General features: G+C 69.0%; 19 protein-coding genes. 15 read left to right on the forward strand and 4 right to left on the reverse strand.

Translation table 11 applies throughout. The annotated features are described in order from the left end of the window. Window positions 1-203: 203 nt before the first annotated feature. The 7 genes from JR064_RS07275 (at window position 204) to JR064_RS07305 (ending at window position 8,255) form a co-directional block, all read left to right on the forward strand. Entirely contained in the window at window positions 204-3,080 is a 2,877-nt protein-coding gene (locus JR064_RS07275) for a M16 family metallopeptidase (RefSeq protein ID WP_206229271.1), read from the forward strand. Between the two features lie 750 nt (window positions 3,081-3,830). Beyond that, window positions 3,831-4,148, forward strand: coding sequence for a DUF4156 domain-containing protein (locus tag JR064_RS07280; RefSeq protein ID WP_179571121.1), 318 nt, complete (start codon window positions 3,831-3,833; stop codon window positions 4,146-4,148). A gap of 102 nt (window positions 4,149-4,250) precedes the next feature. Next, the gene (locus JR064_RS07285) at window positions 4,251-5,267 is read left to right on the forward strand and encodes a 3-oxoacyl-ACP synthase III (protein WP_179571120.1); all 1,017 of its coding nucleotides are present in this window, start codon (window positions 4,251-4,253) and stop codon (window positions 5,265-5,267) included. 87 nt (window positions 5,268-5,354) lie between these two features. Beyond that, window positions 5,355-6,518, forward strand: coding sequence for a protein adenylyltransferase Fic (gene fic, locus JR064_RS07290; RefSeq protein WP_206229371.1), 1,164 nt, complete (start codon window positions 5,355-5,357; stop codon window positions 6,516-6,518). Then, on the forward strand, window positions 6,515-6,670 hold the full coding sequence (locus JR064_RS07295) for a hypothetical protein (protein ID WP_191826660.1): 156 nt from the start codon (window positions 6,515-6,517) through the stop codon (window positions 6,668-6,670). Before fic ends, JR064_RS07295 begins: the two co-directional genes overlap by 4 nt. After that, window positions 6,667-7,572: an alpha/beta fold hydrolase gene (locus JR064_RS07300; protein ID WP_179571118.1), complete on the forward strand. Its 906-nt coding sequence runs from the start codon at window positions 6,667-6,669 to the stop codon at window positions 7,570-7,572. The genes JR064_RS07295 and JR064_RS07300 overlap by 4 nt, the downstream gene beginning before the upstream one ends. A gap of 209 nt (window positions 7,573-7,781) precedes the next feature. After that, window positions 7,782-8,255 (forward strand): hypothetical protein, encoded by a 474-nt coding sequence (locus JR064_RS07305; protein ID WP_191826602.1) that lies wholly within the window; start codon window positions 7,782-7,784, stop codon window positions 8,253-8,255. A 140-nt stretch (window positions 8,256-8,395) separates the two neighbouring features. Here the strand turns inward: JR064_RS07305 and JR064_RS07310 are convergent, their stop codons facing one another. Further along, window positions 8,396-8,770, reverse strand: a complete 375-nt coding sequence (locus JR064_RS07310; protein WP_179571116.1) for a YkgJ family cysteine cluster protein — start codon at window positions 8,768-8,770, stop codon at window positions 8,396-8,398. Between the two features lie 108 nt (window positions 8,771-8,878). After that, window positions 8,879-9,775 carry a LysR substrate-binding domain-containing protein gene (locus JR064_RS07315; RefSeq protein WP_206229273.1) on the reverse strand — a complete coding sequence of 299 codons (897 nt, stop codon included), beginning with the start codon at window positions 9,773-9,775 and terminating at the stop codon, window positions 8,879-8,881. A gap of 100 nt (window positions 9,776-9,875) precedes the next feature. Between JR064_RS07315 and JR064_RS07320 the strand changes: the two genes are divergently transcribed. The 3 genes from JR064_RS07320 to JR064_RS07330 all read left to right on the forward strand — a co-directional run bounded on the left by JR064_RS07320 (window position 9,876) and on the right by JR064_RS07330 (window position 14,220). After that, the gene (locus tag JR064_RS07320) at window positions 9,876-10,475 is read left to right on the forward strand and encodes a short chain dehydrogenase (protein WP_206229274.1); all 600 of its coding nucleotides are present in this window, start codon (window positions 9,876-9,878) and stop codon (window positions 10,473-10,475) included. Window positions 10,476-10,961: 486 nt separating this feature from the next. Continuing rightward, complete coding sequence (oleC, locus tag JR064_RS07325) at window positions 10,962-12,629, forward strand: olefin beta-lactone synthetase (protein WP_206229275.1); 1,668 nt, start codon at window positions 10,962-10,964, stop codon at window positions 12,627-12,629. A 10-nt stretch (window positions 12,630-12,639) separates the two neighbouring features. Next, window positions 12,640-14,220, forward strand: a complete 1,581-nt coding sequence (locus tag JR064_RS07330) for a winged helix-turn-helix domain-containing protein (protein WP_206229276.1) — start codon at window positions 12,640-12,642, stop codon at window positions 14,218-14,220. Here JR064_RS07330 and JR064_RS07335 read toward each other — a convergent pair. Further along, window positions 14,204-15,328, reverse strand: coding sequence for a serine hydrolase domain-containing protein (locus JR064_RS07335; RefSeq protein ID WP_206229277.1), 1,125 nt, complete (start codon window positions 15,326-15,328; stop codon window positions 14,204-14,206). The genes JR064_RS07330 and JR064_RS07335 overlap by 17 nt on opposite strands. A gap of 197 nt (window positions 15,329-15,525) precedes the next feature. On the opposite strand from JR064_RS07335, the gene oleD reads away from it, so the two are divergent. Together oleD and JR064_RS07345 are read left to right on the forward strand one after the other, a co-directional pair. Next, window positions 15,526-16,536, forward strand: coding sequence for a 2-alkyl-3-oxoalkanoate reductase (gene oleD, locus JR064_RS07340; RefSeq protein ID WP_206229278.1), 1,011 nt, complete (start codon window positions 15,526-15,528; stop codon window positions 16,534-16,536). A 62-nt stretch (window positions 16,537-16,598) separates the two neighbouring features. After that, the gene (locus JR064_RS07345; RefSeq protein WP_003468167.1) at window positions 16,599-16,757 is read left to right on the forward strand and encodes a DUF1328 domain-containing protein; all 159 of its coding nucleotides are present in this window, start codon (window positions 16,599-16,601) and stop codon (window positions 16,755-16,757) included. Window positions 16,758-16,871: 114 nt separating this feature from the next. On the opposite strand, the gene ddlA is transcribed toward JR064_RS07345, so the two are convergent. Then, entirely contained in the window at window positions 16,872-17,987 is a 1,116-nt protein-coding gene (gene ddlA / locus JR064_RS07350) for a D-alanine--D-alanine ligase (RefSeq protein WP_206229279.1), read from the reverse strand. 172 nt (window positions 17,988-18,159) lie between these two features. Between ddlA and JR064_RS07355 the strand changes: the two genes are divergently transcribed. The 3 genes from JR064_RS07355 to ubiB all read left to right on the forward strand — a co-directional run bounded on the left by JR064_RS07355 (window position 18,160) and on the right by ubiB (window position 22,481). Further along, entirely contained in the window at window positions 18,160-20,118 is a 1,959-nt protein-coding gene (locus tag JR064_RS07355) for an alpha/beta hydrolase family protein (protein ID WP_206229280.1), read from the forward strand. Between the two features lie 66 nt (window positions 20,119-20,184). Then, window positions 20,185-20,826 carry a ubiquinone biosynthesis accessory factor UbiJ gene (locus tag JR064_RS07360; RefSeq protein ID WP_179571107.1) on the forward strand — a complete coding sequence of 214 codons (642 nt, stop codon included), beginning with the start codon at window positions 20,185-20,187 and terminating at the stop codon, window positions 20,824-20,826. Next, entirely contained in the window at window positions 20,823-22,481 is a 1,659-nt protein-coding gene (gene ubiB / locus JR064_RS07365) for a ubiquinone biosynthesis regulatory protein kinase UbiB (protein WP_179571106.1), read from the forward strand. The genes JR064_RS07360 and ubiB overlap by 4 nt, the downstream gene beginning before the upstream one ends. Window positions 22,482-22,544 lie beyond the last annotated feature (63 nt).

The following is a 22,544-nucleotide window of genomic DNA, read 5'->3' on the forward strand; positions in this document are numbered from 1 at the left end:
CCGCGGGCGGACACACGGTCGCTTGCGTACGTCCGTCTTCGGCCTGCCGGTCACCGTTGCGGCAGCGGCGTTGGCGCATCGCGTTCAGGATCGGAAGCGCCGGCCACGCTCGGGAACGGGCCAAAAGACATACGCGGGCGCGGCGGCGGCCCGTTACGATCGAGGCCTGTTGTCCTTCCACTCATTTCTCAAAAGGAACTTGCATGACCGTGTCGATCCGCCCCCGTGGGGCGCTGCTGGCCATCGCCCTGTCCACCGCGCTCGGCGCGTTGAGCTACGCGCCGCCGTCGAGTGCGGCCAGGCCGCCGGCTGCGGCGAAAGTGGACATCGCGTTCGAGCAGTTCACCCTGCCCAATGGCCTGCGCGTGGTGGTGCATACCGATCGCAAGGCGCCGATCGTGGCGGTCAACCTCTGGTACCACGTCGGCGCCAAGGACGAGCCGGCCGGGCGCACCGGTTTCGCGCACCTGTTCGAACACCTGATGTTCCAGGGCAGCGAGAACCACAGCGGCGAATTCTTCGAACCGTTCAAGCAGGTCGGCGCCACCGACCAGAACGGCACCACCAACAGCGACCGCACCAACTATTTCGAGAACGTGCCGACCACCGCGCTGGACATGGCGCTATGGATGGAGTCCGACCGCATGGGCCACCTGGTCGGCGCCATCGACCAGGCCGCGCTCGACGAACAGCGCGGCGTGGTCCAGAACGAGAAGCGCCAGGGCGAGAACCAGCCCTACGGCCAGGCCTGGGACAAGCTGAGCCGCGCGCTGTACCCGAAGGGCCACCCGTACCACCACAGCGTGATCGGCTCGATGAACGACCTCAACGCCGCCTCGCTGGCCGACGTGAAGCAATGGTTCCGCACCTGGTACGGGCCGAACAACGCGGTGCTGGTGCTGGCCGGCGACATCGACGTGGCCACCGCGAAGGAGAAGGTCGCCCGCTATTTCGGCGACATCCCGGCCGGGCCGAGCATGGCGCAGCCGCAGGTCGACGTGGCCCAGCGCACCCAGTCCACCCGAGAGACGATGACCGACAAGGTGCCGCAGGCGCGCATCTACCGGGTCTGGAACGTGGCCCAGACCGGCACCGAGGACATCGACCGCCTGCAGCTGCTGGCGCAGGTGCTGGGCGGCGCCAAGTCGTCGCGGCTGGACCGGCGCCTGGTGCACGAGGACAAGCTGGTCGACCAGATCAGCGCCGGCGCCTGGCCGTCGCAGTTGGGTTCCAGCTTCGGCATCATCGCCACGGTGAAGCAGGGCGTGGATCCGGCCAAGGTCGAGGCGGTGATCGACGAGGAGCTGCGCAAGCTGCTCGACAAGGGGCCGGACAAGGACGAACTGCTGCGGGCCAAGACCGCGTTCCGCGCCGGCTTCGTGCGCGGCATCGAGCGCATCGGCGGTTTCGGCGGCAAGGCCGATGCGCTGGCCGAGTGCACGGTGTTCACCGGCGATCCGGGCTGCTTCCGCACCTCGCTGGCCACGATCGAGTCCACCCGCGCGCGCGATCTGAAGGCGGTGGGCCGCAAATGGCTGGGCAAGGGCGACCACACCCTGGTGGTGGAACCGGGCGAGCGCGTGGCGCTGGCCGAGGAGCCGGCCGTGCAGCCGGCGCCGCTGAATCCGCCGCCGGTCGATCCGAAGTACCGCGTGCTGCCCAGCGTCGTCGATCGCAGCGCCGGCCCGCCCAAGACCACCCAGTTCCCGCAGCTGAAGTTCCCTGCGCTGCAACGCGCCACGCTGAAGAACGGCACCCGGCTGATCCTGGCCGAGCGCCACGACGTGCCGGTGGTGCAGTTCAGCTACGAATTCCCGGGCGGCTTCAGCGCCGACCAGGGGCGCAAGTCGGGCACCGCCAACTTCACCATGGGCATGCTCGACGAAGGCGCCGGCAGCTACGACTCGCTGGGCTTCGCCGATGCCGCCGACACGCTGGGCGCCACGCTCAGCGCAGGCGCCTCGCTGGACGGCAGCAACGCCTACCTGTCGGCCTTGAAGGAGAACCTGGCGCCGTCGCTGGCGCTGTACGCCGACATGCTGCGGCGTCCGCGCTTCGAGCAGAAGGAGATCGAGCGGATCAAGGCGAGCTGGATCGCCGGCATCCGCCAGGAGAAGGCGCAGCCCAACGCGGTGGCGATGCGGGTGCTGCCGCCGCTGCTGTACGGCGCCGGCCATCCGTATGCGATCCCGTTCAGCGGCAGCGGCACCGAGCCGGCGATCGCAGCCCTGGAGCGCACCGATCTGGTGGACTTCCAGCGCGACTGGATCCGCCCCGAACAAGCCACTCTGATCGTGGTCGGCGACACCACCCTGGCCGAGGTGGTGCCGCTGCTGGACGCGCAGTTCGGCGACTGGAAGGGCGAGGGCACGGCGCCGTCGCTGCAGGCGCCGGCGGCGGTGCCGCGTCCGAGCAAGCCGCGGGTGTACCTGATCGACCAGCCCGGCGCGGTGCAGGCCAACCTGTTCGCCGCCGAACTGGTGCCGCCGACCACCGATGCGTCCTCGATCCGCTTCGATACCGCCAACGGCGTGCTCGGCGGCGATTTCACCTCGCGGTTGAACATGAACCTGCGCGAGAACAAGCACTGGTCGTACGGCGCGCGCAGTTCGGCCTCCAACACCCTGGGCCAGCGCCCGTGGTCGGCCGCCGCGCCGGTGCAGATCGACAAGACCGCGCCGGCGCTGCAGGAGATGCAGAAGGAGATCAGCGCCTTCGCCAGCGGCAAGCTGCCGCCGACGGCGGAGGAAGTGGCGCGGATCCGCAACATCCAGACCCTGAGCCTGCCTGGCGCCTACGAGACCGCCAGTTCGGTGCTCGGTGCGATCGGCGGCATCGTCCGCTACGGGCGGCCCGACGACTACGTGTTCAAGCGCAAGGCCGAGATCGAGGCGATGACCCCGGCGCAGGTGGCGCAGGCCGCCGCGACCCTGGATCCGAACGCACTGACCTGGGTGGTGGTGGGCGACCTGAAGCAGATCGAGCGCCCGGTGCGTGCGCTGAAGCTGGGCGAAGTGACGGTGATCGACGCCGACGGCAAGCCGCAGGGCGCGGCCGCGCCGGTCGCGCCCAAGCGCTGAGGGTGGCGGCCTGCGGGGCCGGGTGAGGATGCGGGCGCAGCCTCGCGCGCCCAACTCCGCGAGGCGCTTCGCGCCGTACCCTCACCCCAACCCCTCTCCCGGCGGGAGAGGGGCTAGTCGGCTGTTCCCTTCTCCCCTCGGGAGAAGGTGGCCCGCAGGGCCGGATGAGGGTACGGGCGCAGCCTCGTGCACCCAAACACCGCGAGACGCTTCGCGCCGTACCCTCCTCACCCCAACCCCTCTCCCGGTGGGAGAGGGGCTAGGGCTGCTCCCTTCTCCCACCGGGAGAAGGTGCCCCATAGGGCCGGATGAGGGTACGGGCGCAGCCTCGCGCACCCAACTCCGCGAGGCGCTTCGCGCCGGACCCTCACCCCAACCCCTCTCCCGAGGGGAGAGGGGCTAGTCGGCTGTTCCCTTCTCCCATCGGGAAAAGGTGCCCCGCAGGGGCGGATGAGGGTACGGGCGCAGCCTCGTGCACCCAAACACCGCGAGTCGCTTCGCGCCGGACCCTCACTCCACCCGTCTCGCGGTGGGAGAGGGGCTTAGGCCGTTCCCTTCTCCTTGCGGGGACATGGCTCCTTTCGGGGGACGGTGGCCCACGGGGCCGGACGACGCATGGCGAAGCTTCGCGCACCGGAGCCGCCGTGGCCGGCTCCGGTGCGCATTGCGGCCACCGGGATCCGGCGGCGTCATTGCCAATTCAGCAATCTGCGGCACAATCCGGGTTCTCTCAGCCTGCGGTCCCTCTCCATGCGCCTACCGATCGCGTTGCTCCTGCTCGCCAGTCTCTCCGCCTGCACCTGGGTGCCGATGGCGCCGGAAGGCAAGACCGTGCGCGTACTGCCGCCAGGGCAGGCGCCGGCCGGCTGCGAGAAGCGGGGCGAGGTGGTGGTGTCGGTGAAGAGCAACGTGGGCTTCTACCAGCGCAACCCGCTGCGGGTGCGCGAGGAACTGGAGACCCTGGCGCGCAACGAAGCCCCCGGCGTCGGTGCGAATACCGTGCAGGCGATGGGCGAACCGGTCGACGGCGACCAGCGCTACGGCGCCTATCAGTGCAGCGTTCGCTGAACCGGTTAAGCCATACGCTCTGTTCCAATTTGTTAAAGATGCGGTAAAACCGGGCAGCCGCTAGAATTGGCGCCCCTTCGCCTTATCCCGGCGTACATCTCGATGCTCTTCAACAATGTCTCCATCGCGGGACTGGCGCATATCGATGCGCCGCACACGCTGACTTCCAAGCAGATCAACGAACGCCTGCAACCGACCTACGACCGTCTCGGCATCCGCACCGACGTGCTCGGCGACATCGCCGGCATCCACGCGCGGCGCATGTGGGATGCGGACATGCAGGCGTCCGATGCGGCCACCCTGGCCGCGCGCAAGGCGATGACCGACGCGGGCATCGACGCCGGCCAGGTCGGGCTGCTGGTCAATACCTCGGTCAGCCGCGACTACCTGGAACCGTCCACCGCCAGCATCGTCTCCGGCAACCTGGGCGTGGGCGAGGAATGCATGACCTTCGACGTCGCCAATGCCTGCCTGGCCTTCATCAACGGCATGGACATCGCGGCGCGGATGATCGAGCGCGGCGAGATCGACTATGCGCTGGTGGTGGACGGCGAGACCGCCAACCTGGTGTACGAGAAGACCCTGGAGCGGATGACCTCCCCGGACGTGACCGCACAGGAATTCCGCGACGAACTGGCCGCGCTGACCCTGGGCTGCGGCGCCGCGGCGATGGTGATGGCGCGCGCCGAGCTGGTGCCCGACGCCCCGCGCTACCGCGGCGGCGTGACCCGCTCGGCCACCGAGTGGAACACCCTGTGCCGGGGCAACCTGGATCGCATGGTCACCGATACCCGCATGCTGCTGATCGAGGGCCTCAAGCTGGCGCAGAAGACCTTCATCGCCGCCAGGCAGGCGCTGGGCTGGGCGGTGGACGAGCTGGACCAGTTCGTGATCCACCAGGTCAGCCTGCCGCACACCCAGGCCTTCATCAAGAACTTCGGCATCGACCCGAAGAAGGTGATGACCATCTTCGGCGAGCACGGCAACATCGGTCCGGCCAGCGTGCCGATCGTGCTGAGCAAGCTGCGCGAACTGGGGCGCCTGAAGAAGGGCGACCGGATCGCGCTGATGGGCATCGGCTCGGGCCTGAACTGCTCGATGGCCGAGGTGGTCTGGTAGCGGGACGGAGGCCTGGCGGGCGCATAAGACGTGTTAAAAAAAATGGATTTTTAGTACATGTTATTGCATCATGTTCGTTCTCCGAACATGATTGACGCAGCCATGGAAGATGTGTCGACGTTCGAGGCCGAGTTCCCGTACAACGATCTCCCGTTGCTGCCTCCAACGGGAGATATCGAGACCCGCAGCCTGCTCAAGGCCTGCATCGGGGCTAGAACCGCGTTGGCCGAGTTGAAGCAGGCCACGGCGCTGCTGCCAAATCCCACGGTGTTGATCAACACGATTCCGATCCTCGAGGCTCAGGCCAGCTCGGAGATCGAGAACATCGTCACCACGACGGACGACCTGTTCCGCTACGCAGAAGATCAGGATAAGGCGCAGAAGCCTGCGACCAAGGAGGCGTTGCGCTACCGCAGCGCGCTCTACGAAGGCTTCCAGTCTTTGCAGCAGCGCCCCTTGTGCACGGATACCGCGGTCGTCGTCTGCAGCCGCATCAAGGCGGTGCAGATGCAGATCCGCCGCGTCCCCGGCACGGCTTTAGCCAACGACCAGACCCAGCAGGTCATCTATACCCCGCCGGTGGGGGAGACGCTGCTGCGCGACAAGCTGGCCAACTGGGAGCGTTTCATCCATGAGCACACCGACATCGATCCATTGATCCGCATGGCGGTCGCGCACTACCAGTTCGAAGCCATCCACCCCTTCACCGACGGCAACGGCCGTACCGGCCGCGTGCTGAACCTGCTGATGCTCATCGAACAGGGATTGCTCGACTTGCCGGTGCTGTATCTGTCGCGCTACATCATCCGCCACCGCAGCGACTATTACCGCCTGCTGCTGGACGTGACCCGGCATGGCCACTGGGCCGAGTGGATCCAGTACATGCTCAGCGCCGTGGCCGAGACGGCTGCCTGGACCACGGCCAAGATCCAGGCGATCCGCGGGCTGGAGGCACAAGCGCGCGATTACATTCGCAGCCATGCGCCGAAGGCGTATAGCCGAGAGCTTGTGGAGGTGATTTTCAACCAGCCCTATTGCCGCATCCAAAACGCCGTGGAGGTGGTGGGCGTGACCCGGCAGACCGCTGCGCGTCAGTTGAAGGAGTTGGTGGAGATTGGCGTGTTGCAGGAGCAGCGCCTGGGCAAGGAAAAACTGTTTCTGCACCCTGCTTTTCTGCGCCTGCTTTCCAATGACGACCATCGTTTGCCTGCTTACCATGCGTCTGCGCGCGATGAGGAATCGATGGCGTGATTGGCAAGCACGGCGCGGTCCATCGAGACGGTGGCGCAGTCTTCATGGTGGCAAGTGAGCGCGGCGAGCGCGAATTCTTCTCCCTGCCGAAGTTGGGCGAATGCCTACAAAACGCGGGTTCCTTCGATCTGGATCGGATGCGATTTGCATGAACTACCCCGGCTACCCCTTCACCCCGCAGCGTTTCCAGGTCCGTCCGGGGCTGGCGATGTCCTACCTCGACGAAGGCCCGCGCGATGGCGAGGTGGTGCTGATGCTGCACGGCAATCCGTCGTGGAGCTATCTGTGGCGGCATCTGGTGACCGGTCTGTCGGACCGCTACCGCTGCATCGTGCCCGACCATATCGGCATGGGCCTGTCGGACAAGCCGGACGATGCGCCGGGTGCGCAGCCGGGCTACGACTACACCCTGCAATCGCGTGTGGACGATCTCGACGCGCTGCTGCGGCACCTGGGCATCGACGGCCCGGTGACGCTGGCGGTGCACGACTGGGGCGGCATGATCGGCTTCGGCTGGGCGCTGTCGCACCATGCGCAGGTCAAGCGGCTGGTGATCACCAACACCGCCGCGTTCCCGTTGCCGGCGGCCAAGCCGATGCCGTGGCAGATCGCGATGGGCCGGCATTGGCGCCCGGGCGAGTGGTTCATCCGCACCTTCAACGCGTTCTCCTCCGGCGCCTCGTGGCTGGGCGTGTCGCGGCGCATGCCCGCCGCCGTGCGCCGCGCCTACGTGGCGCCGTACGACAGTTGGGCCAACCGCATTTCCACGATCCGCTTCATGCAGGACATCCCGCTGTCGCCGGCCGACAAGGCCTGGTCGTTGCTGGAACGCTCGGCGCAGGCGTTGCCGTCGTTCGCCGACCGCCCGGCGTTCATCGCCTGGGGCTTGCGCGACATCTGCTTCGACCATCACTTCCTGGCCGGTTTCCGCCAGGCGCTGCCGCAGGCCGAGGTCATGGCGTTCGAGGACGCCAACCACTACGTGCTCGAAGACAAGCACGAGGTACTGGTGCCCGCGATCCGCACGTTCCTGGACAGGCATCCGCTGGGCTGACGCGCCGTCGCCGGCGCGCATCGGTCCGGCGGCGGGCGCGCATCGCGCTGAGGCGCGTCGTTGGCCCTGACGCGCGTCGCAGCGGGAGACGTCGCCGGCTTGTTCGCGAAAACTGCAAACGATTGCCGCTCTGTAATAAACAGGTCTCTGTACAGTGCAGGCGATGGACGCAAGCGGACCGGAGTAAAGACGAAGTGAGAGCGATCGCAATGTCGATGTTGTTGATGTCGATGAGCGCCACCGGCGCGCACGCGGAAGGCCTGACCACCTCCCCCGACGGCAAGCACCTGGCGGTCGGTTTCGGCCAGCCCACCTACAAACAGGTGCTGCACTACCGGAAAATGTACGACAAGAAGCCGTTTCCCGATGCCGAGCTCTATTACTACAGCAACGGCATGTACAAGCTCATCTCGCAAGGCGAGAACCACTACGGCGTCTATGTGCTGCAAGGCAGTTTCGACGACGAGAGCTATACCGTCCGCTTCATTTCCCTGCCTTCCGAGGACTGGGGCAACAAGACCGCCTTCCACCAGTTGACCTTCGTCCGCGGCGAGGACAAGAACATCTTCATCCAGAACGCGATCGTCGACACCGGCGAAGCCATCGCCCAGCAGAACGGCACCTACACCATGGAAAAGAACACCGTGACCAATCCGGTGCCGACCAAGTGGAAGAACCGCTGAAGCGCGTTCATGCTCGGCCGTGGCGCTGGCGGGCGGATGTCGCCGGCGCCATCGGCATCCTGCACCGATGAGAGGACGGTCGTCGGACGGGTTGCGATGCGCATGGGCGACCTTGCGCTGAGCGCAGCGGTATCGCGCAATCAGGCGTCCGGAAGATTACGCTCGGTCACGCCATCCCAATCGTCCTCGGTCAGCAACGGCAGCCCGTGCGCCAGCCGCGACTTGTCGCACTGCGCGCTGCGTTCGCCGAACTCCAGCGAGGCGGGCACCGCGGCGCATACCGACGGGCGCCGGTCGTGGATCGTGCAGCGGCTGTAGCGGCCGATCTGCGCGTCCAGCGCCACGCAGCGCGGCTGCGCCTGCGAGGTGCCGCGCATCACCCGTTCGTGGGTGCGCAACGGTTCGGTGAGTGCGAACGGGACCCTGCCGCCCAGGTCGGGATCGGCTTCGCTCCAGTGGAAACTGACGCGGAAGTAGGCGCAGCAGGCGCCGCAGGTGAGGCAGGGATGTGCCATGGCAGCCGGGCCTTGCGCGGCAAACAGCGGTGGGGGGCGCGGCATTCTGACCGAACCGGCGCGCGCTGCAAGCGGCGCGGCATTCAGGCGGCGGCGTTTCGTGCGCGATCAGGCCAGTCGCGGCGCCGCATGCTGCTGCAGGAAGGTCAGAAAACTGGCGAGCTTGGGCAGCGGTCGACGGTCCTGCCGGTACAGCGCGTGGACCGGGCGGCTGGCCGGCAGATAGGCCTCGAGCAGGCCGACCAGGCGTCCGGCGGCAAGATCCTCGGCCACCAGCACCTGCGGCTGCAACAGCAGCCCGGCGCCGTGCAGGGCGGCCTGGCGCAAGGCGGCGCTGCTGTTGCAGCGCAGGGCGGTCTCGGCCGGCCAGCCCGCGGTCGCGCCGGACGCCTCCAGCCGCCAGGCCGAACGCGGGTTCCAGGCCGCGTGACCGAGGCAGCGGTGCGCGGCCAGGTCGGCGGGCGTGGCCGGCACGCCGTGGCGCGCCAGATAGGCCGGCGCGGCGCAGATCGCCATGCGGTAGTGGCCCAGCGGGCGCGCCACCAGGTTCAGGGCGGGATCCAGCGCGCCGACCCGGATCGCCAGGTCGATGCCGTCTTCGATCAGGTCGACCACGCTGTTGCTCAGGTCCAGTTCGATGCGCACCTGCGGGAACTGCGCCTGGTACTCGGCCACCGCCGCGGCGATCACGCATTCGCCCAGCGTGGTGGCGGCGCTGATCCGCAGCAGCCCGCTCGGCGCGGCGGCCAGGCGCTCGACCGAGCTTTCGGCCCAGCGCAGCTGTTCGAGCACGCGCTTGCCCTCTTCGTAGAAACGGCGACCGGCGTCGGTCAGGCCCTGGCGACGGGTGCTGCGTTCCAGCAGCCGCGCGCCCAGATGGGTCTCGAGCTGGCGGACCAGCTTGCCGACCATCACCGCGCTGATGTCCAGCCGCCGCGCGGCGGCGCTGAAGCTGCCGGCCTCCACGGCGGCGACGAAGACCTCGATGCTGCGCAGTTTGTCCACGATTGCGAACCCTGGGTTTGCAGTGTCGGAAATTCTGCGCCATTTTTCGCTGCCCGGTACACGGCCAGACTGCCCGCCTCACACCAGCAGGAGCAGTGGCATGAAGGCAGTCGTCATCGGCGGAACCGGCACCCTGGGCCGGGCCGTGGTGCAGGAACTGGGGCGCGACCACGAGGTGATCGCGGTCGGCCACACGCGCGGCGCGTCCACCGTGGACATCACCGACGACGCCAGCGTGCAGGCGCTGTTCGCCGCGCTGGGGCCGGTGGATGCGATCGTCTCGACCAGCGGCGAACTGCACTTCGGCGAGCTCGCCACGCTGCAGCCGGCGCAGTTCGCGCTGGGGCTGCAGCACAAGCTGCTGGGCCAGGTGCGGCTGGCGCTGCTCGGCCAGCACCATCTCAACGAAGGCGGTTCGATCACGCTGACCGGCGGCATCGTCGCCGACGAGCCGATCCGCGGCGGCAGCAACGCCACCACGGTCAACACCGCGCTGGAGGGCTTCGTGCGCGCGGCCGCCTGCGAGTTGCGCGGCGGCCGCCGCATCAATGTGGTCAGCCCGACCGTGCTGAGCGAATCGGCCGAACAGTACGGGGCGTTCTTTCCTGGATTCGAGAGCGTCAGCGCTGCGCGCGCGGCGCTGGCCTACCGGCGCAGCGTGGCCGGGATCCAGAGCGGGCGCACGTTCCGGGTCGCCTAGGGCGCGCCATCAATCCCCGAGCAGCTCGCGCCACGCCCGCGCATGCATGTTCACGTCAGCGCTGGCGCGGCAGCGTGCACGCGCAAGAGCCGCCCTACGGATTGGGCCTGTCAGGCCGCCAGCCGGCACCGTGCGGCTTGAGCTGACCGCTAGTCAGGCGCTGCGCCACGCAGCACCGGCTGGCGACCTGACAGACCCAGCGCGACCTGCCCGGGAATTGATGACATGGCCTAAGGCAACAGGCCGCGCCGATCCTGCGCACGAACGGGACAAGCAAGAGAGCGGACGTGGACGCGTGTGCAGTCCCGAACCATGACGCGCCCCGCGTACGCGGCCCAGCGGCCTGCGCCACGCGGCTTGAGCCGACCGCCAGTCAGTCGCTGCGCCACGCAGCACCAACTTGCGACCTGACGATCCAACGTGACCTACTCGGCACTGCATGACATGCCTTGGCGGCATGGCGACGCCATCGGCGATAATCGGCCGATGACCACGACCCCCATCTGCAACATCGCCGCGACGCTGCCGCCGTTGGCCCGCGAGCGCCCCGACCAGATCGCCATCCGCTGCCCGGGCGGCCGCGGGGTCAACGGCCTGGCCGCCTACGACGTGACCCTGAGCTATGCGCAGCTGGATGCGCGCAGCGACGCGATCGCCGCCGGGCTGGGCGGCTACGGCATCGGCCGCGGCACCCGCACCGTGGTGATGGTGCGGCCGTCGCCGGAGTTCTTCCTGCTGATGTTCGCGCTGTTCAAGGCCGGTGCGGTGCCGGTGCTGGTGGATCCGGGCATCGACAAGCGCGCGCTCAAGCAATGCCTGGACGAGGCGCAGCCGGAGGCGTTCATCGGCATTCCGCTGGCGCAGCTGGCGCGGCGCCTGCTGGGCTGGGCGCGCTCGGCGCGGCGCATCGTCACCGTGGGCCGGCGCTGGGCCTGGGGCGGTACCACGCTGGCGCAGATCGAGCGTGCCGGCAGCGGCGCCGGCAGCCAGCTGGCCGACACCGCGGCCGACGACGTGGCCGCGATCCTGTTCACCAGCGGCTCCACCGGCGTGCCCAAGGGCGTGGTCTATCGGCATCGCCATTTCGTCGGCCAGATCGAACTGATGCGCAACGCGTTCGACATGCAGGCCGGCGGCATCGACCTGCCGACCTTCCCGCCGTTCGCCCTGTTCGATCCGGCGCTGGGGCTGACCTCGGTGATCCCGGACATGGACCCGACGCGGCCGGCCAGCGCCGATCCGCGCAAGCTGCACGATGCGATCGACCGCTTCGGGGTGACCCAGTTGTTCGGTTCGCCGGCGCTGATGCGGGTGCTGGCCGACTACGGGCGGCCATTGCCGAACGTGCGCTGCGCCACTTCTGCCGGCGCGCCGGTGCCGCCGGAAATCGTGGCCAAGATCTGCAGCCTGCTGCCGGAGGACGGCAAGCTGTGGACGCCGTACGGCGCCACCGAGTGCCTGCCTGTGGCGGCGATCGAAGGCCGCGAACTGCAGGACACGCGCACGGCCACCGAAACCGGCGCCGGCACCTGCGTCGGCGCGGTGGTGGCGCCGAACGTGGTGCGCATCATCGCCATCGACGATGCGGCGATCCCCGAGTGGCCGGGCGTGCGCGAGCTGCCGACTGGCACGGTCGGCGAGATCACCGTGGCCGGGCCGACCACCACCGACACCTATTTCAACCGCGATGCGGCCACGCGCATCGCCAAGATCCGCGAGCGCCTGGACGACGGCAGCGAGCGCATCGTGCATCGCATGGGCGACATCGGCTACTTCGACGCGCAGGGCCGGCTGTGGTTCTGCGGGCGCAAGACCCAGCGCGTGGAGACCGCGCAGGGGCCGCTGTACACCGAGCAGGTCGAACCGATCTTCAATACGCTGCCGGGGGTGCGGCGCAGCGCGCTGGTCGGGATCGGCGAGGCGGGTCGGCAGCGCCCGGTGCTGTGCTACGAACTGGAAGCCGGCACCTGGAAGTGGAGCCAGCTGGAATTGCAGGAACTGGAGCAGCAGTTGCGGGCCACGGCCGCGGCGCACCCGCACACCGCCGGCATCGCCGACTTCCTGCGCCATCAGGGCTTCCCGGTGGATATCCGCCACAACGCCAAGATCGGCCGCGAGAAACTCGCGTTGTGGGCCAAGGACGAACTGCGCTGAGGCCGCGGCGATGGGCGAGCGCTACCGGCTGGACGACCTGCGCATCGACGTGGCACGGCAGCGGGTCGAGCGCGACGGCGTGGCACTGGAGCTGGGCGGACTGAGTTTCCGCCTGCTGCATTACCTGTTGCAGCAGGGCCAGCGCGTGGTCGGCTTCGACGAACTGATCGCGCAGGTGTGGGCGCCGGCGCTGGTCAACGAGGAGACCGTGACCCAGCGCGTGCGCCTGTTGCGGCAGGCGCTGGGCGATGCCTCGCGGCAGCCGCGCTACCTGCGCTCGGTGCGCGGCCAGGGCTACCAGTTGTGCGCGCCGGTGCGCAGCGACGAAGACGACGGCGACAGGGAAGACGCACCGGTGCCGCGACGCCCGCGTTGGCGTGGCATCGCGATCGCGGCAGTCGTGGTGCTCGGTGTCGGGACGCTGGCGGCGCTGGCGTGGTCGTGGCGTGCGCCGCCGCAGGAAGCGGCGACCTCGCCGCTGTTGCAACGCGCCGAGTATTACGCCGGCATCGGCCAGCGCGACGACAACGAACGCGCGATCGCGCTGTACCGGCAGCGCCTGCAGCAAGTGCCCGACGAGCCACGCGCGTTGCTCGGGCTCAGCCGCGCCTACAGCGCACGCGTTTGCCAGTACGGCGGCGATGCGCAGTACGTAGCGCTCGCGCGGCGCCTGGCGGCGCAGGTGATCGCGGCGCAGCCGCAGCTAGCCGCAGCGCATGCCGCGCTCGGCTACGCGCACGATTGCAGCGGCGAGTACGCGGCGGCGCTGGCCGCCTACGAGCGCGCGCTGCAGCTGGATTCGGGCGCCGATGCGGTGCGCGGCTCGGCTGCGTATCTGTACGAACGCAAGGGCCAGTTGGCGCAGGCGTTGGCCGCCAACCTGCAGGTGCGCGATCCGGCGCGGGTGCGGTTCCTGCCGATCCAGATCGCCAGCAACCTCAACCTGCTCGGCTACGTCAGCGCCGCCGAAGCGCGCTATCGCGACAGCTTCCAGTTGTATCCGGACAGCGCGTTTTCCAACGTGGCCTGGCCGAGTTTCCTGTTCGCGCATGGCCGCACCGCTGAAGCGCAGGCGGCATTGGACGAGGCGCTGGGGCGCGGCACCGACTATGCCGGGCTATACCTGCTGCAAGCGGAACTGGCATTGGTGCAGGGCGATGCGGCGCGTGCGCGCCAGGCCAGCCTGCAGGCGCTGCGGTTACGTCCCCAGGGCAGCCTGGGGCAGACGGTGGCATGGACGCTGGACGCGCAGCCACGACCAGCCGCGCCGGCGCTGCGCGCGCGGGCGCAGGACCTGTTGCGCAACCTCGCGCGTGGCGCTGATCCACTCGATGGGCTGGATGCGGCGCTGCTGCTGCAACTGGCCGGCGACCCGGACGCGGCGCTGGATGCGTTGCGCCGCGCACAGGCCGCCGGCTATCGCGATGCGGCCTACCTGCGGGTGTCGCCGCTGCTGGCGCCGCTGCGCGCACAGGCCGGCTTCGCTGCGTTGCTGGCGCGCAACCAGGCAGCCATCGCCACCCAGCGCGCGCAGGTGCGCCAAGCCGGCCTGCTCCCGCAGGAAACCGGAGCGGCTACGGCAACGCCTTGAGCACGTAGTCGGCGAGCAGCCCCTGCGATTGCGGATGCATTTTCGGCGTGTTGTAGGCGCTGCGGGTGATCACCACCACCAGGCGCTCCTCGGGCAGCACGAACACGTAGTTGCCGCCGTTGCCGGACATCGCCCACACCCCGCGCTCCACCCCGCGCACCGGGAAGCGGAAGCGCCACAGCAGATAACCGTAGTCGGCATCCTCGCGCGCCTGCGCGTGCACCGTGGTCATCGCCCGCACCCAGTCCGCCGGCAGCACCTGCTGGCCGTGCCAGCGGCCCTGGTCGAGCAGCAGCTGGCCGAACTTGGCCAGGTCGCGGCTGCGGTAGCGGGTGCCGCCGCCGCCCATGCCCACGCCTTCGGCCGAGCGGCCCCAGTGGACGTCGGTGATGCCCAGTGGCCGTTCCAGCGCCTGCGCGGCGAAGTCTTCCAGGTGCTGGCCGGTGGCTTTCTCCACCAGCGCGCCGAGCAGGAAGCTGCCGGCGGTGCAGTAGGCGAAGGCGCGGCCGTGCGGGCTGTTCTCGGGGCGGCGCATCCACGGCGCGTAGCCCTTGATCGGCAGGTCCAGCGCGAACTGGGTCCAATTGGCGCTGACGTACATGCGTTCCTCGTTGCCGCTGGAGAACGCGTTCTCGTCGTCGCATTCCAGCTGCGAACTCATCGTCAGCAGGTCTTCGACGGTGATCGCGCGCTTGCGCGGATCCGGCTGCTGCCAATGGCGGTCGCCGAAGGCGTCATAGACCTTGGCCTGCGCGCCGGGCAGGCGGCCGCGCTCGATCGCCGCGCCCACCAGCATCGCGGTGATGCTCTTGGTCGCCGAGCGGGTGTCTTGCAGGGTCTGCCGATCGGCATCGCCGAAGTAGCGTTCGTAGACCAGCGCGCCGTCGCGCACGATCAGTACGCTGCTGGTGTTCGGCGCCTTGCCGTCGGCGATGGCCTGCTCCAGTGCCGCGAGCGTGGCCATGTTCCAGCCGGTGGCCTTGGGGTCGGCGACCTTCCAGCCGTCTTCGAGCGCCGGCGGCGCGGTGGTGGTGGTGTTGGGCGCGGCATGGACGACAGGCGCGGAGAGGACGAACACGATGCACAGCAGGAACGGAAGGCGCGACATGGTGAAACTCCGGAAGGATGCAGTCCGCGCACTGCGCCAGCGCCGTGGATGAAGTGCCTGATGCCACGGTGAAGAATTATGAAGTTCCACAGGATCAATGACTTGGGGTGCGCCCTGGCGTCGCCCGCAGCCGTGCGGATCGCCTTCCCCGGCGACCCCGGCTATCGTGTGCGCCCTGATGCGATCGGTGCGGCGCGATGAAAATAGTGGTGACGGGCGGCGGTGGATTCCTGGGCCAGGCGCTGTGCCGTGGCCTGGTCGCGCGCGGGCATGAAGTGATCAGCTACAACCGCGGCCACTATCCGGAGCTGCAGGCGCTGGGCGTGGCCCAGGTGCGCGGCGACCTGACCGATGCGCAGGCGCTGCACCACGCCGTCGCCGGCGCCGAGGCGGTGTTTCACAACGCGGCCAAGGCCGGTGCCTGGGGCAGCTACGACAGCTACTACCAGCCCAACGTGATCGGCACCGAGAACGTGCTGGCCGCCTGCCGCGCGCACGGCGTGGGTCGTTTGATCTACACCTCCACGCCAAGCGTGACCCATCGCGCCACCCACCCGGTGGAAGGCCTGGGCGCGGACCAGGTGCCGTATGGCGAGAACTTCCAGGCGCCGTACGCGGCGACCAAGGCGATCGCCGAGCGCGCGGTGCTCGCTGCCAACGACGCGCAACTGGCGGTGGTGGCGCTACGGCCGCGGCTGATCTGGGGGCCGGGCGACAACCAGATCCTGCCCAAGTTGGTCGCGCGCGCGCAGGCCGGGCGCGTGCGCCTGGTCGGCGGCGGCGACAACCGGGTCGATTCAACCTTCATCGACAATGCCGCGCAGGCGCATTTCGACGCGTTCGAACATCTGCGCGTCGGCGCGGCCTGCGCCGGCAAGGCGTACTTCATTTCCAACGGCGAGCCGCTGCCGATGCGCGAGTTGCTGAACAAGCTGCTCGCCGCGGTCGGCGCGCCGCCGGTCACCAAGACCCTGTCGTTCAAGGCGGCCTATCGCATCGGCGCCGCCTGCGAAACGCTGTGGCCGCTGCTGCGCCTGCGCGGCGAGCCGCCGCTGACCCGCTTCCTGGCCGAGCAGCTGTGCACGCCGCATTGGTACAGCATGGAACCGGCGCGACGCGATTTCGGCTATGTACCGCAGGTTTCGATCGAGCAGGGCCTGCAGCGCCTGGCGTCATCATGGCGCCGCGACACTTCCGTCACTTCCTGACGACCGGCGGTTTCCGAAGATAACTGCGCGCCGATTCGGCACGACAACTTCTGGACCTTGCCATGCTGCATTACGCCATCATCTTTTTCGTCATCGCCATCATCGCGGCCGTGCTGGGTTTCAGCGGCATCGCCGGCGCCGCGACCAACATCGCCTGGATCCTGTTCGTGGTGTTCCTGATCCTGGCCGTGATCTCGATGTTCCGTCGCGGCAAGGTGTAGTCGCCCGCGCTGCATCGCGAACGGCCCGTCGCACCGGAGACATCCGGTGCGGCGGGCCGTTCGTTTTTGTGCGCGCCGCTGGCGCCGGAGTCGCGCCATTGCATGGCCGCCGCGCTATTCGCCGGATCCCGGCAAGGCCACCGCGCTCCGCAGCCCCGCATCCTGCGCATGGCGTTCCAGCGCCAGCTCGATCAGGCGCGTGACCAGCGCGCGGTAGCTCAGCCCGCTGGCCTGCCACAGCTTCGGATACATGCTGATGCGGGTGAAGCCGGGCAGGGTGTTGAGTTCGTTGATCACGATGCGGCCGTCGCCGGTCAGGAACACGTCCACCCGCGCCAGGCCGGCGCATTCCAGCACGGCGTAGGCGCGCAACGCGACGGCGCGGATGCGTTCCTGGGCAGCCTCGTCGATCGCGGCAGGCACCACGACCTCGGCGCCTGTCTCGCTGATGTATTTGGTCTCGTAGGAATAGAACGCGTCGTGCACCACCACCTCGCCGCAGACGCTGGCTTGCGGAGCGTCGTTGCCGAGCACGGCGCATTCGATTTCGCGCCCATCGATGGCCGCTTCCACCAGCACCTTGTGGTCGTAGGCCAGGGCCAGCGCCAGCGCCGCATCGAAGCCGGCCGCATCGTGCACCTTGCTCACGCCCACCGACGAGCCCTGGTTGGCCGGCTTGACGAACAACGGCAGCCCGAACTGCGCGGCCAGCGCGGCGAAATCGGCCTGCGCCGCATCGCGGCGGCGGATGCAGGCGAACGGCGCCACCTCCAGCCCGGCGTCGCGCAGCAGGCGCTTGGCCACGTCCTTGTCCATCGCCAGCGCCGAGCCGAGCACGCCGGAGCCGACGAACGGCAGCCCGGCCATGCGCAACAGGCCTTGCAGCGAGCCGTCCTCGCCCAGCGTGCCGTGCACGATCGGGAACGCCACGTCGATCTGCTCCAGTGCCTGTGCCGGCTGCAGCGCGCGCAACGGCTGCGTGTCGTCGCCGGGGATCACCGCCACGCCGCGTCCGCTGCGCTGCAGCGCGATCCGTGCCGGATCGTCGGCATGCAGCAGGAAGCCGTCGCGCTCGTTGGCGTGCCAGCGGCCCTGCTTGTCGATGCCGATCAGGGTGGCGTCGAAACGCTGCGGGTCCAGCGCATCGACGATGTTGCGCGCCGATTGCAGCGAGACCTCGTGCTCGGCCGACTTGCCGCCGAAGATGATGCCGACCCGGATCTTGCGCATGTCGCGGCTCCGTCATTGCCCGATGAAGGGGCGATAGCATGGGCCATCGCCGCGCGTCGCGGGAGAGGGTATCTGCGACGCACGCGCAGGGCTCCGCGGACTGTGGCGGGGGATGGACGCCGTTCGCGGAGCTTGCCAACATAGGCCGCTCAGGGGACAGGGGATGCACTCGATGCGACGTTGGACGTTCGTGGCCGGCCTTGCGCTGGCCGGCATGGCATGCGCGCAGGCCGAGCCGCCGCCGCTGGATCTGGCCCCGTATCTGAAGCGCGACCAGTTCGAGCGGGTCAAGATCTCGCCGACCGGCGCCTACTATGCCGTCACCCAGCCGATGGAGGACCGGACCGGGCTGGTGGTCGTTCGCCGCAGCGACAAGCAGCTCTCGGCCAGGATCATCGGCGGCGCCGACTCGGTGATCGACGATTTCTGGTGGGCCAACGACGAGCGCATCGTGGTGTCGATGGCCGAGCGTTTCGGCACGCGCGATGAACCCGTGGCGATCGGGCAGCTGCACGCCATCGATGCCGACGGCAAGAATCCACGCCTGCTCGCCAGCCCGTATGGGATGAACGACGCGGTCAACGCGGCCACGCTCAAGGTGGGCCTGGATCCGTCGGTGTACATGCTCGATACGTTGCCGCAGGATCCGCGCAACGTGCTGGTGTCGGTGGTGGAGCAGACCAGCGACCCGACGGTCCATATCGATAAACTGGACATCTACAATCACCGGCGTACGCCCGTGGCGACCGCGCCGGTCTCGCGAGCGGACTTCGTTGCCGACCACGCCGGGCGCGTCCGTTTCGCCAACGGCGCCGATACCGGAAATTCCAGCAAGCTCTACTACCGCGACGACAACGCCACGCCGTGGCGGCTGATCAACGACGAAGCCGCCAGTTTCCATCGCGCCTATCCGTTGGGATTCTCCGCCGACGACAAGCTCGCCTATCTGCAGGTGGAACAGGCCAGCGGCCCGGATGCGGTGGTGTCCTGGGATCCGGCGACCGACCGCTATTCGCCCTTGCTGCGCGACGAGCAGGTCGACCCGTACCGGGTATTGCGCGACCTGGACGGCAAGACGCCGATCGGCGTGTCGTTCATGAGCGACCGGATACATAACCGTTTCTTCGACGACAACGCGCCGACCTCGCGCCTGTATCGATCGCTGGAAAAGGCGTTCAATGGCGATGCGGTGTTCATCACCTCGGCAACGGCCGATCGCCGGTTGCTGTTGCTCTACGTCTGGAGCGACCGCAACAACGGCGACTATTTCCTGTTCGACAGCACGGACAAATCGGCCAAGCGCGTGTTCAGCCGGCGCGAATGGTTCCGGCCCGACCAGGTCCCGCCCAGCCGCGAAGTCAGCTTCAAGGCCAGGGATGGCTTGCCGCTGCACGGCTATCTCACCCTGCCGCTGCATGCCGAGGCAGGCAAACCCTTGCCGATGGTGTTGCTACCGCACGGTGGGCCGTTCGGCGTGTTCGACGCGTGGGATTTCGACGACGACACGCAACTGCTCGCCGCGGCAGGCTATGCGGTGCTGCGGGTCAATTACCGCGGTTCGGGCAACTATGGCCGTGCCTTCACCCAGGCGGGGGCGAAGGAATGGGGCGGCCGCATGCAGGACGACCTGACCGATGCCACGCGCTGGGCGGCCGCGCAGGGCATCGCCGATGCCGCGCGCATCTGCATCTATGGCGCCAGCTACGGCGCCTACGCGGCGTTGATGGGCGCGGCCAGGGAGCCGGGCTTGTACCGCTGCGCCGCCGGCTACGTGGGGGTATACGACCTGGAGACGATGTACCGCGACCAGGCCAGGCGAGCGCGCTGGGCAAAGAATTGGGCCGGCGACTGGCTTGGCGAACGCGGCACCCTGGCCGCGCGCTCGCCGGTCAATCTGGCCGATCGCATCCGCATCCCGGTGTTCCTGGCCGCGGGCGGCAAGGACGAGCGTGCGCCGATCCAGCACACCGAGCGCATGGAAAAGGCGCTGAAGAAAGCCGGCGCGCCGGTGGAGTCGCTGTACTTCCCCAACGAGGGCCATGGCTTCTACACCGAGCCGCACCGGCGCGCCTACTACACCCAGTTGCTGGCGTTCCTGAGCAAACATCTGGGCGGCGCGCAGGCGCAGTAGCGCGGCACGCTTCACAGTCTGCCGCTCGCACGGTGCGGCGACGTGTCTGCCGCTAGAATGCGCGGCATGCCTGGATCTCCCTTCGATGCCCTCAAGCCCCTGGCCGGCCGCGCGCTGGAAGCGGCGCTCAACCGCGCGCTGGCGCTGGACCCGGATACCCGCGAGGCGCTGCGTGGTCTCGACGGCCAGCGCGTGGCGCTGACCCTGGACGCGCCGGCGCTGGCGCTGCAGATCCGCGTGGACGGCACGCGCCTGCAGGTCGGCCCGGTGGATGCGGCGCAGGAGCCGGACCTGGCGGTGCGCAGCACCCTCGGCGGGCTGTTCGCGCAGCTGCCGTTCCTGGCGCAGGCGCGGCGCGGCGCCAGCCCCGGCGGGCGGGTGCGGGTGTCCGGCGATGCCGAGCTGGCGCGGCGCCTGCAGCAGTTGGCAGGGCGTTTCGACCCGGACTGGCAGCGCCCGTTCACCCAGGTGTTCGGCGACGTGCTCGGCGTGCAGTTCGCCAACGCGGCGCGCGCGGCGCTGCAGCAGGCCCAGCGCAGCGCGCAGGACCTGGCGCAGAGCGCGGCCGAATTCGTCACCGAGGAATCGCGCGACGTGGTCCCGCGCGCCGAGCTGGACGCGTTCTACGACGATGTGGATGCGGTGCGCGACGACGTCGAGCGCCTGGCCGCGCGCGTGGCGCGGCTGCAGCCGGGACGCGGCGCATGAAGGCGATGTTCCGCGCCAGCCGCATCGGCCGGGTGATCCTGCGCTACCGCCTGGACGACCTGCTCGACGGCACCCCGGCCGAGCGCTGGCTGCGCCTGGCCAAGCCGTTCGTGCCGCGCGCCAGCCCGGACATCGCCGCGCAGTCGCGCGGTGCGCGCTTGCGCCTGGCGCTGCAGGACCTGGGCCCGATCTTCGTCAAGTTCGGGCAGATCCTGTCCACCCGCCGCGACCTGATGCCGCCGGACGTGGCCGAGGAACTGACCCTGCTGCAGGACCGGGTGCGCCCGTTCGACGGCGAGGCCGCGCGGCGCATCGTCGAGCAGGCGCTGGGGCAGCCGATCGGCGTGGCCTTCGCCAGTTTCGACACCACGCCGCTGGCTTCGGCCTCGATCGCGCAGGTGCATGCGGCGACGCTGCACGACGGCCGCGAGGTGGTGGTCAAGGTGCTGCGCCCGGACATCGAGCGGCAGATCGACGCCGACATCGCCTTGCTCAAGTCCGCCGCCGCCCTGGTCGATCGCGCGCACCCGCGCGCCGACAAGATCCGCCCGCGCGAAGTGGTGGCCGAGATCGAGACCACCCTGGCCGCGGAACTGGACCTGCAGCGCGAAGGCGCCAACGCCAGCGTGCTGCGCCGCTTCTGGCTGCATTCGGACGACATGTACGTGCCGGAGGTGATCTGGAGCCACACCGCCGAGCGCGCGCTGACCCTGGAACGGGTGCGCGGCATTCCTTCCGACGACATCGCCTCGCTCGATGCCGCCGGCATCGACCGCAAGGCGCTGGCGGCCAAGGGCGTGCGCGTGTTCTACACGCAGGTGTTCCGCGACAACTTCTTCCATGCCGATGCGCACGCCGGCAACATCTGGGTGGACAGCGATCCGGCGCGGCGGATCAACCCGCGCTTCATCGCGCTGGACTTCGGCATCATGGGCCAGCTGTCGCAGGAAGATCAGTACTACCTGGCCGAGAATTTCATGGCCATCTTCAACAAGGACTACCGGCGCATGGCCGAGCTGCACGTGGAGGCGGGCTGGATGCCGGCCAACGTGCGCATCGACGAACTGGAGGCGGCGGCGCGCTCGGTGTGCGAGCCGTACTTCACCCGGCCGCTGTCGCAGATCTCGCTGGCCGAGGTGCTGATCAAGCTGTTCCGCGTGGCCCAACGCTACCAGCTGACCCTGCAGCCGCAGCTGATCCTGCTGCAGAAAACCCTGCTCAACATCGAAGGCGTGGGCCGCCAGCTGGATCCGGAGCTGGACATCTGGGCGGTGGCGCGGCCGGTGCTCGAGCGCATCCTGATCGAGCGCTACAGCCCGCAACGCGCGGTGCAGGAGTTGCGCAAGCGGCTGCCGGAAATCATGACCCATGCGCCGGACATGCCGCGCCTGGTGCACAGCTGGCTGCGCCAGCAGGTGGAAGGCGGCCACGAGCTGTCGATGCGCTCGCGCGACCTGTCCGACCTCAATCTGATCCTGCTGCGCATGCAGCGCCGCGTGGTCACCGCGATCACCGGCGTGGGCCTGCTCACCGTCGCCGTGCTGCTGTACGCGCTCCACGCGGGCGGGCCGCAACTCGGCGGGGCCTCGCTATGGGCCTGGATCGCCGGCGGCATCGGCGTGGTCAGCCTGCTCTCGGCGTGGTGGCGGCGCTAGGCGCTTCGCCGCCGCAATCGAACGCCCCGCGCTGGCCGCGTCCTGCGTCTTTCACCTGTCGGG

It is taken from the genome of Xanthomonas bonasiae (assembly GCF_017163705.1).
Taxonomy (GTDB): Bacteria; Pseudomonadota; Gammaproteobacteria; order Xanthomonadales; family Xanthomonadaceae; genus Xanthomonas_A; species Xanthomonas_A bonasiae.

What these genes read in the sequence shown, in the direction of transcription:
- JR064_RS07330 (WP_206229276.1), top strand. Translation starts at nt 12,640, where the DNA reads ATGGGCGAGCGCTACCGGCTGGACGACCTGCGCATCGACGTGGCACGG.
- JR064_RS07320 (WP_206229274.1), top strand. Translation starts at nt 9,876, where the DNA reads ATGAAGGCAGTCGTCATCGGCGGAACCGGCACCCTGGGCCGGGCCGTG.
- ddlA (WP_206229279.1), bottom strand. Translation starts at nt 17,987, where the DNA reads ATGCGCAAGATCCGGGTCGGCATCATCTTCGGCGGCAAGTCGGCCGAG.
- JR064_RS07305 (WP_191826602.1), top strand. Translation starts at nt 7,782, where the DNA reads ATGTCGATGTTGTTGATGTCGATGAGCGCCACCGGCGCGCACGCGGAA.
- JR064_RS07355 (WP_206229280.1), top strand. Translation starts at nt 18,160, where the DNA reads ATGCGACGTTGGACGTTCGTGGCCGGCCTTGCGCTGGCCGGCATGGCA.
- JR064_RS07275 (WP_206229271.1), top strand. Translation starts at nt 204, where the DNA reads ATGACCGTGTCGATCCGCCCCCGTGGGGCGCTGCTGGCCATCGCCCTG.
- oleD (WP_206229278.1), top strand. Translation starts at nt 15,526, where the DNA reads ATGAAAATAGTGGTGACGGGCGGCGGTGGATTCCTGGGCCAGGCGCTG.
- fic (WP_206229371.1), top strand. Translation starts at nt 5,355, where the DNA reads ATGATTGACGCAGCCATGGAAGATGTGTCGACGTTCGAGGCCGAGTTC.
- JR064_RS07310 (WP_179571116.1), bottom strand. Translation starts at nt 8,770, where the DNA reads ATGGCACATCCCTGCCTCACCTGCGGCGCCTGCTGCGCCTACTTCCGC.
- ubiB (WP_179571106.1), top strand. Translation starts at nt 20,823, where the DNA reads ATGAAGGCGATGTTCCGCGCCAGCCGCATCGGCCGGGTGATCCTGCGC.
- JR064_RS07360 (WP_179571107.1), top strand. Translation starts at nt 20,185, where the DNA reads ATGCCTGGATCTCCCTTCGATGCCCTCAAGCCCCTGGCCGGCCGCGCG.
- oleC (WP_206229275.1), top strand. Translation starts at nt 10,962, where the DNA reads ATGACCACGACCCCCATCTGCAACATCGCCGCGACGCTGCCGCCGTTG.
- JR064_RS07280 (WP_179571121.1), top strand. Translation starts at nt 3,831, where the DNA reads ATGCGCCTACCGATCGCGTTGCTCCTGCTCGCCAGTCTCTCCGCCTGC.
- JR064_RS07335 (WP_206229277.1), bottom strand. Translation starts at nt 15,328, where the DNA reads ATGTCGCGCCTTCCGTTCCTGCTGTGCATCGTGTTCGTCCTCTCCGCG.
- JR064_RS07285 (WP_179571120.1), top strand. Translation starts at nt 4,251, where the DNA reads ATGCTCTTCAACAATGTCTCCATCGCGGGACTGGCGCATATCGATGCG.
- JR064_RS07345 (WP_003468167.1), top strand. Translation starts at nt 16,599, where the DNA reads ATGCTGCATTACGCCATCATCTTTTTCGTCATCGCCATCATCGCGGCC.
- JR064_RS07300 (WP_179571118.1), top strand. Translation starts at nt 6,667, where the DNA reads ATGAACTACCCCGGCTACCCCTTCACCCCGCAGCGTTTCCAGGTCCGT.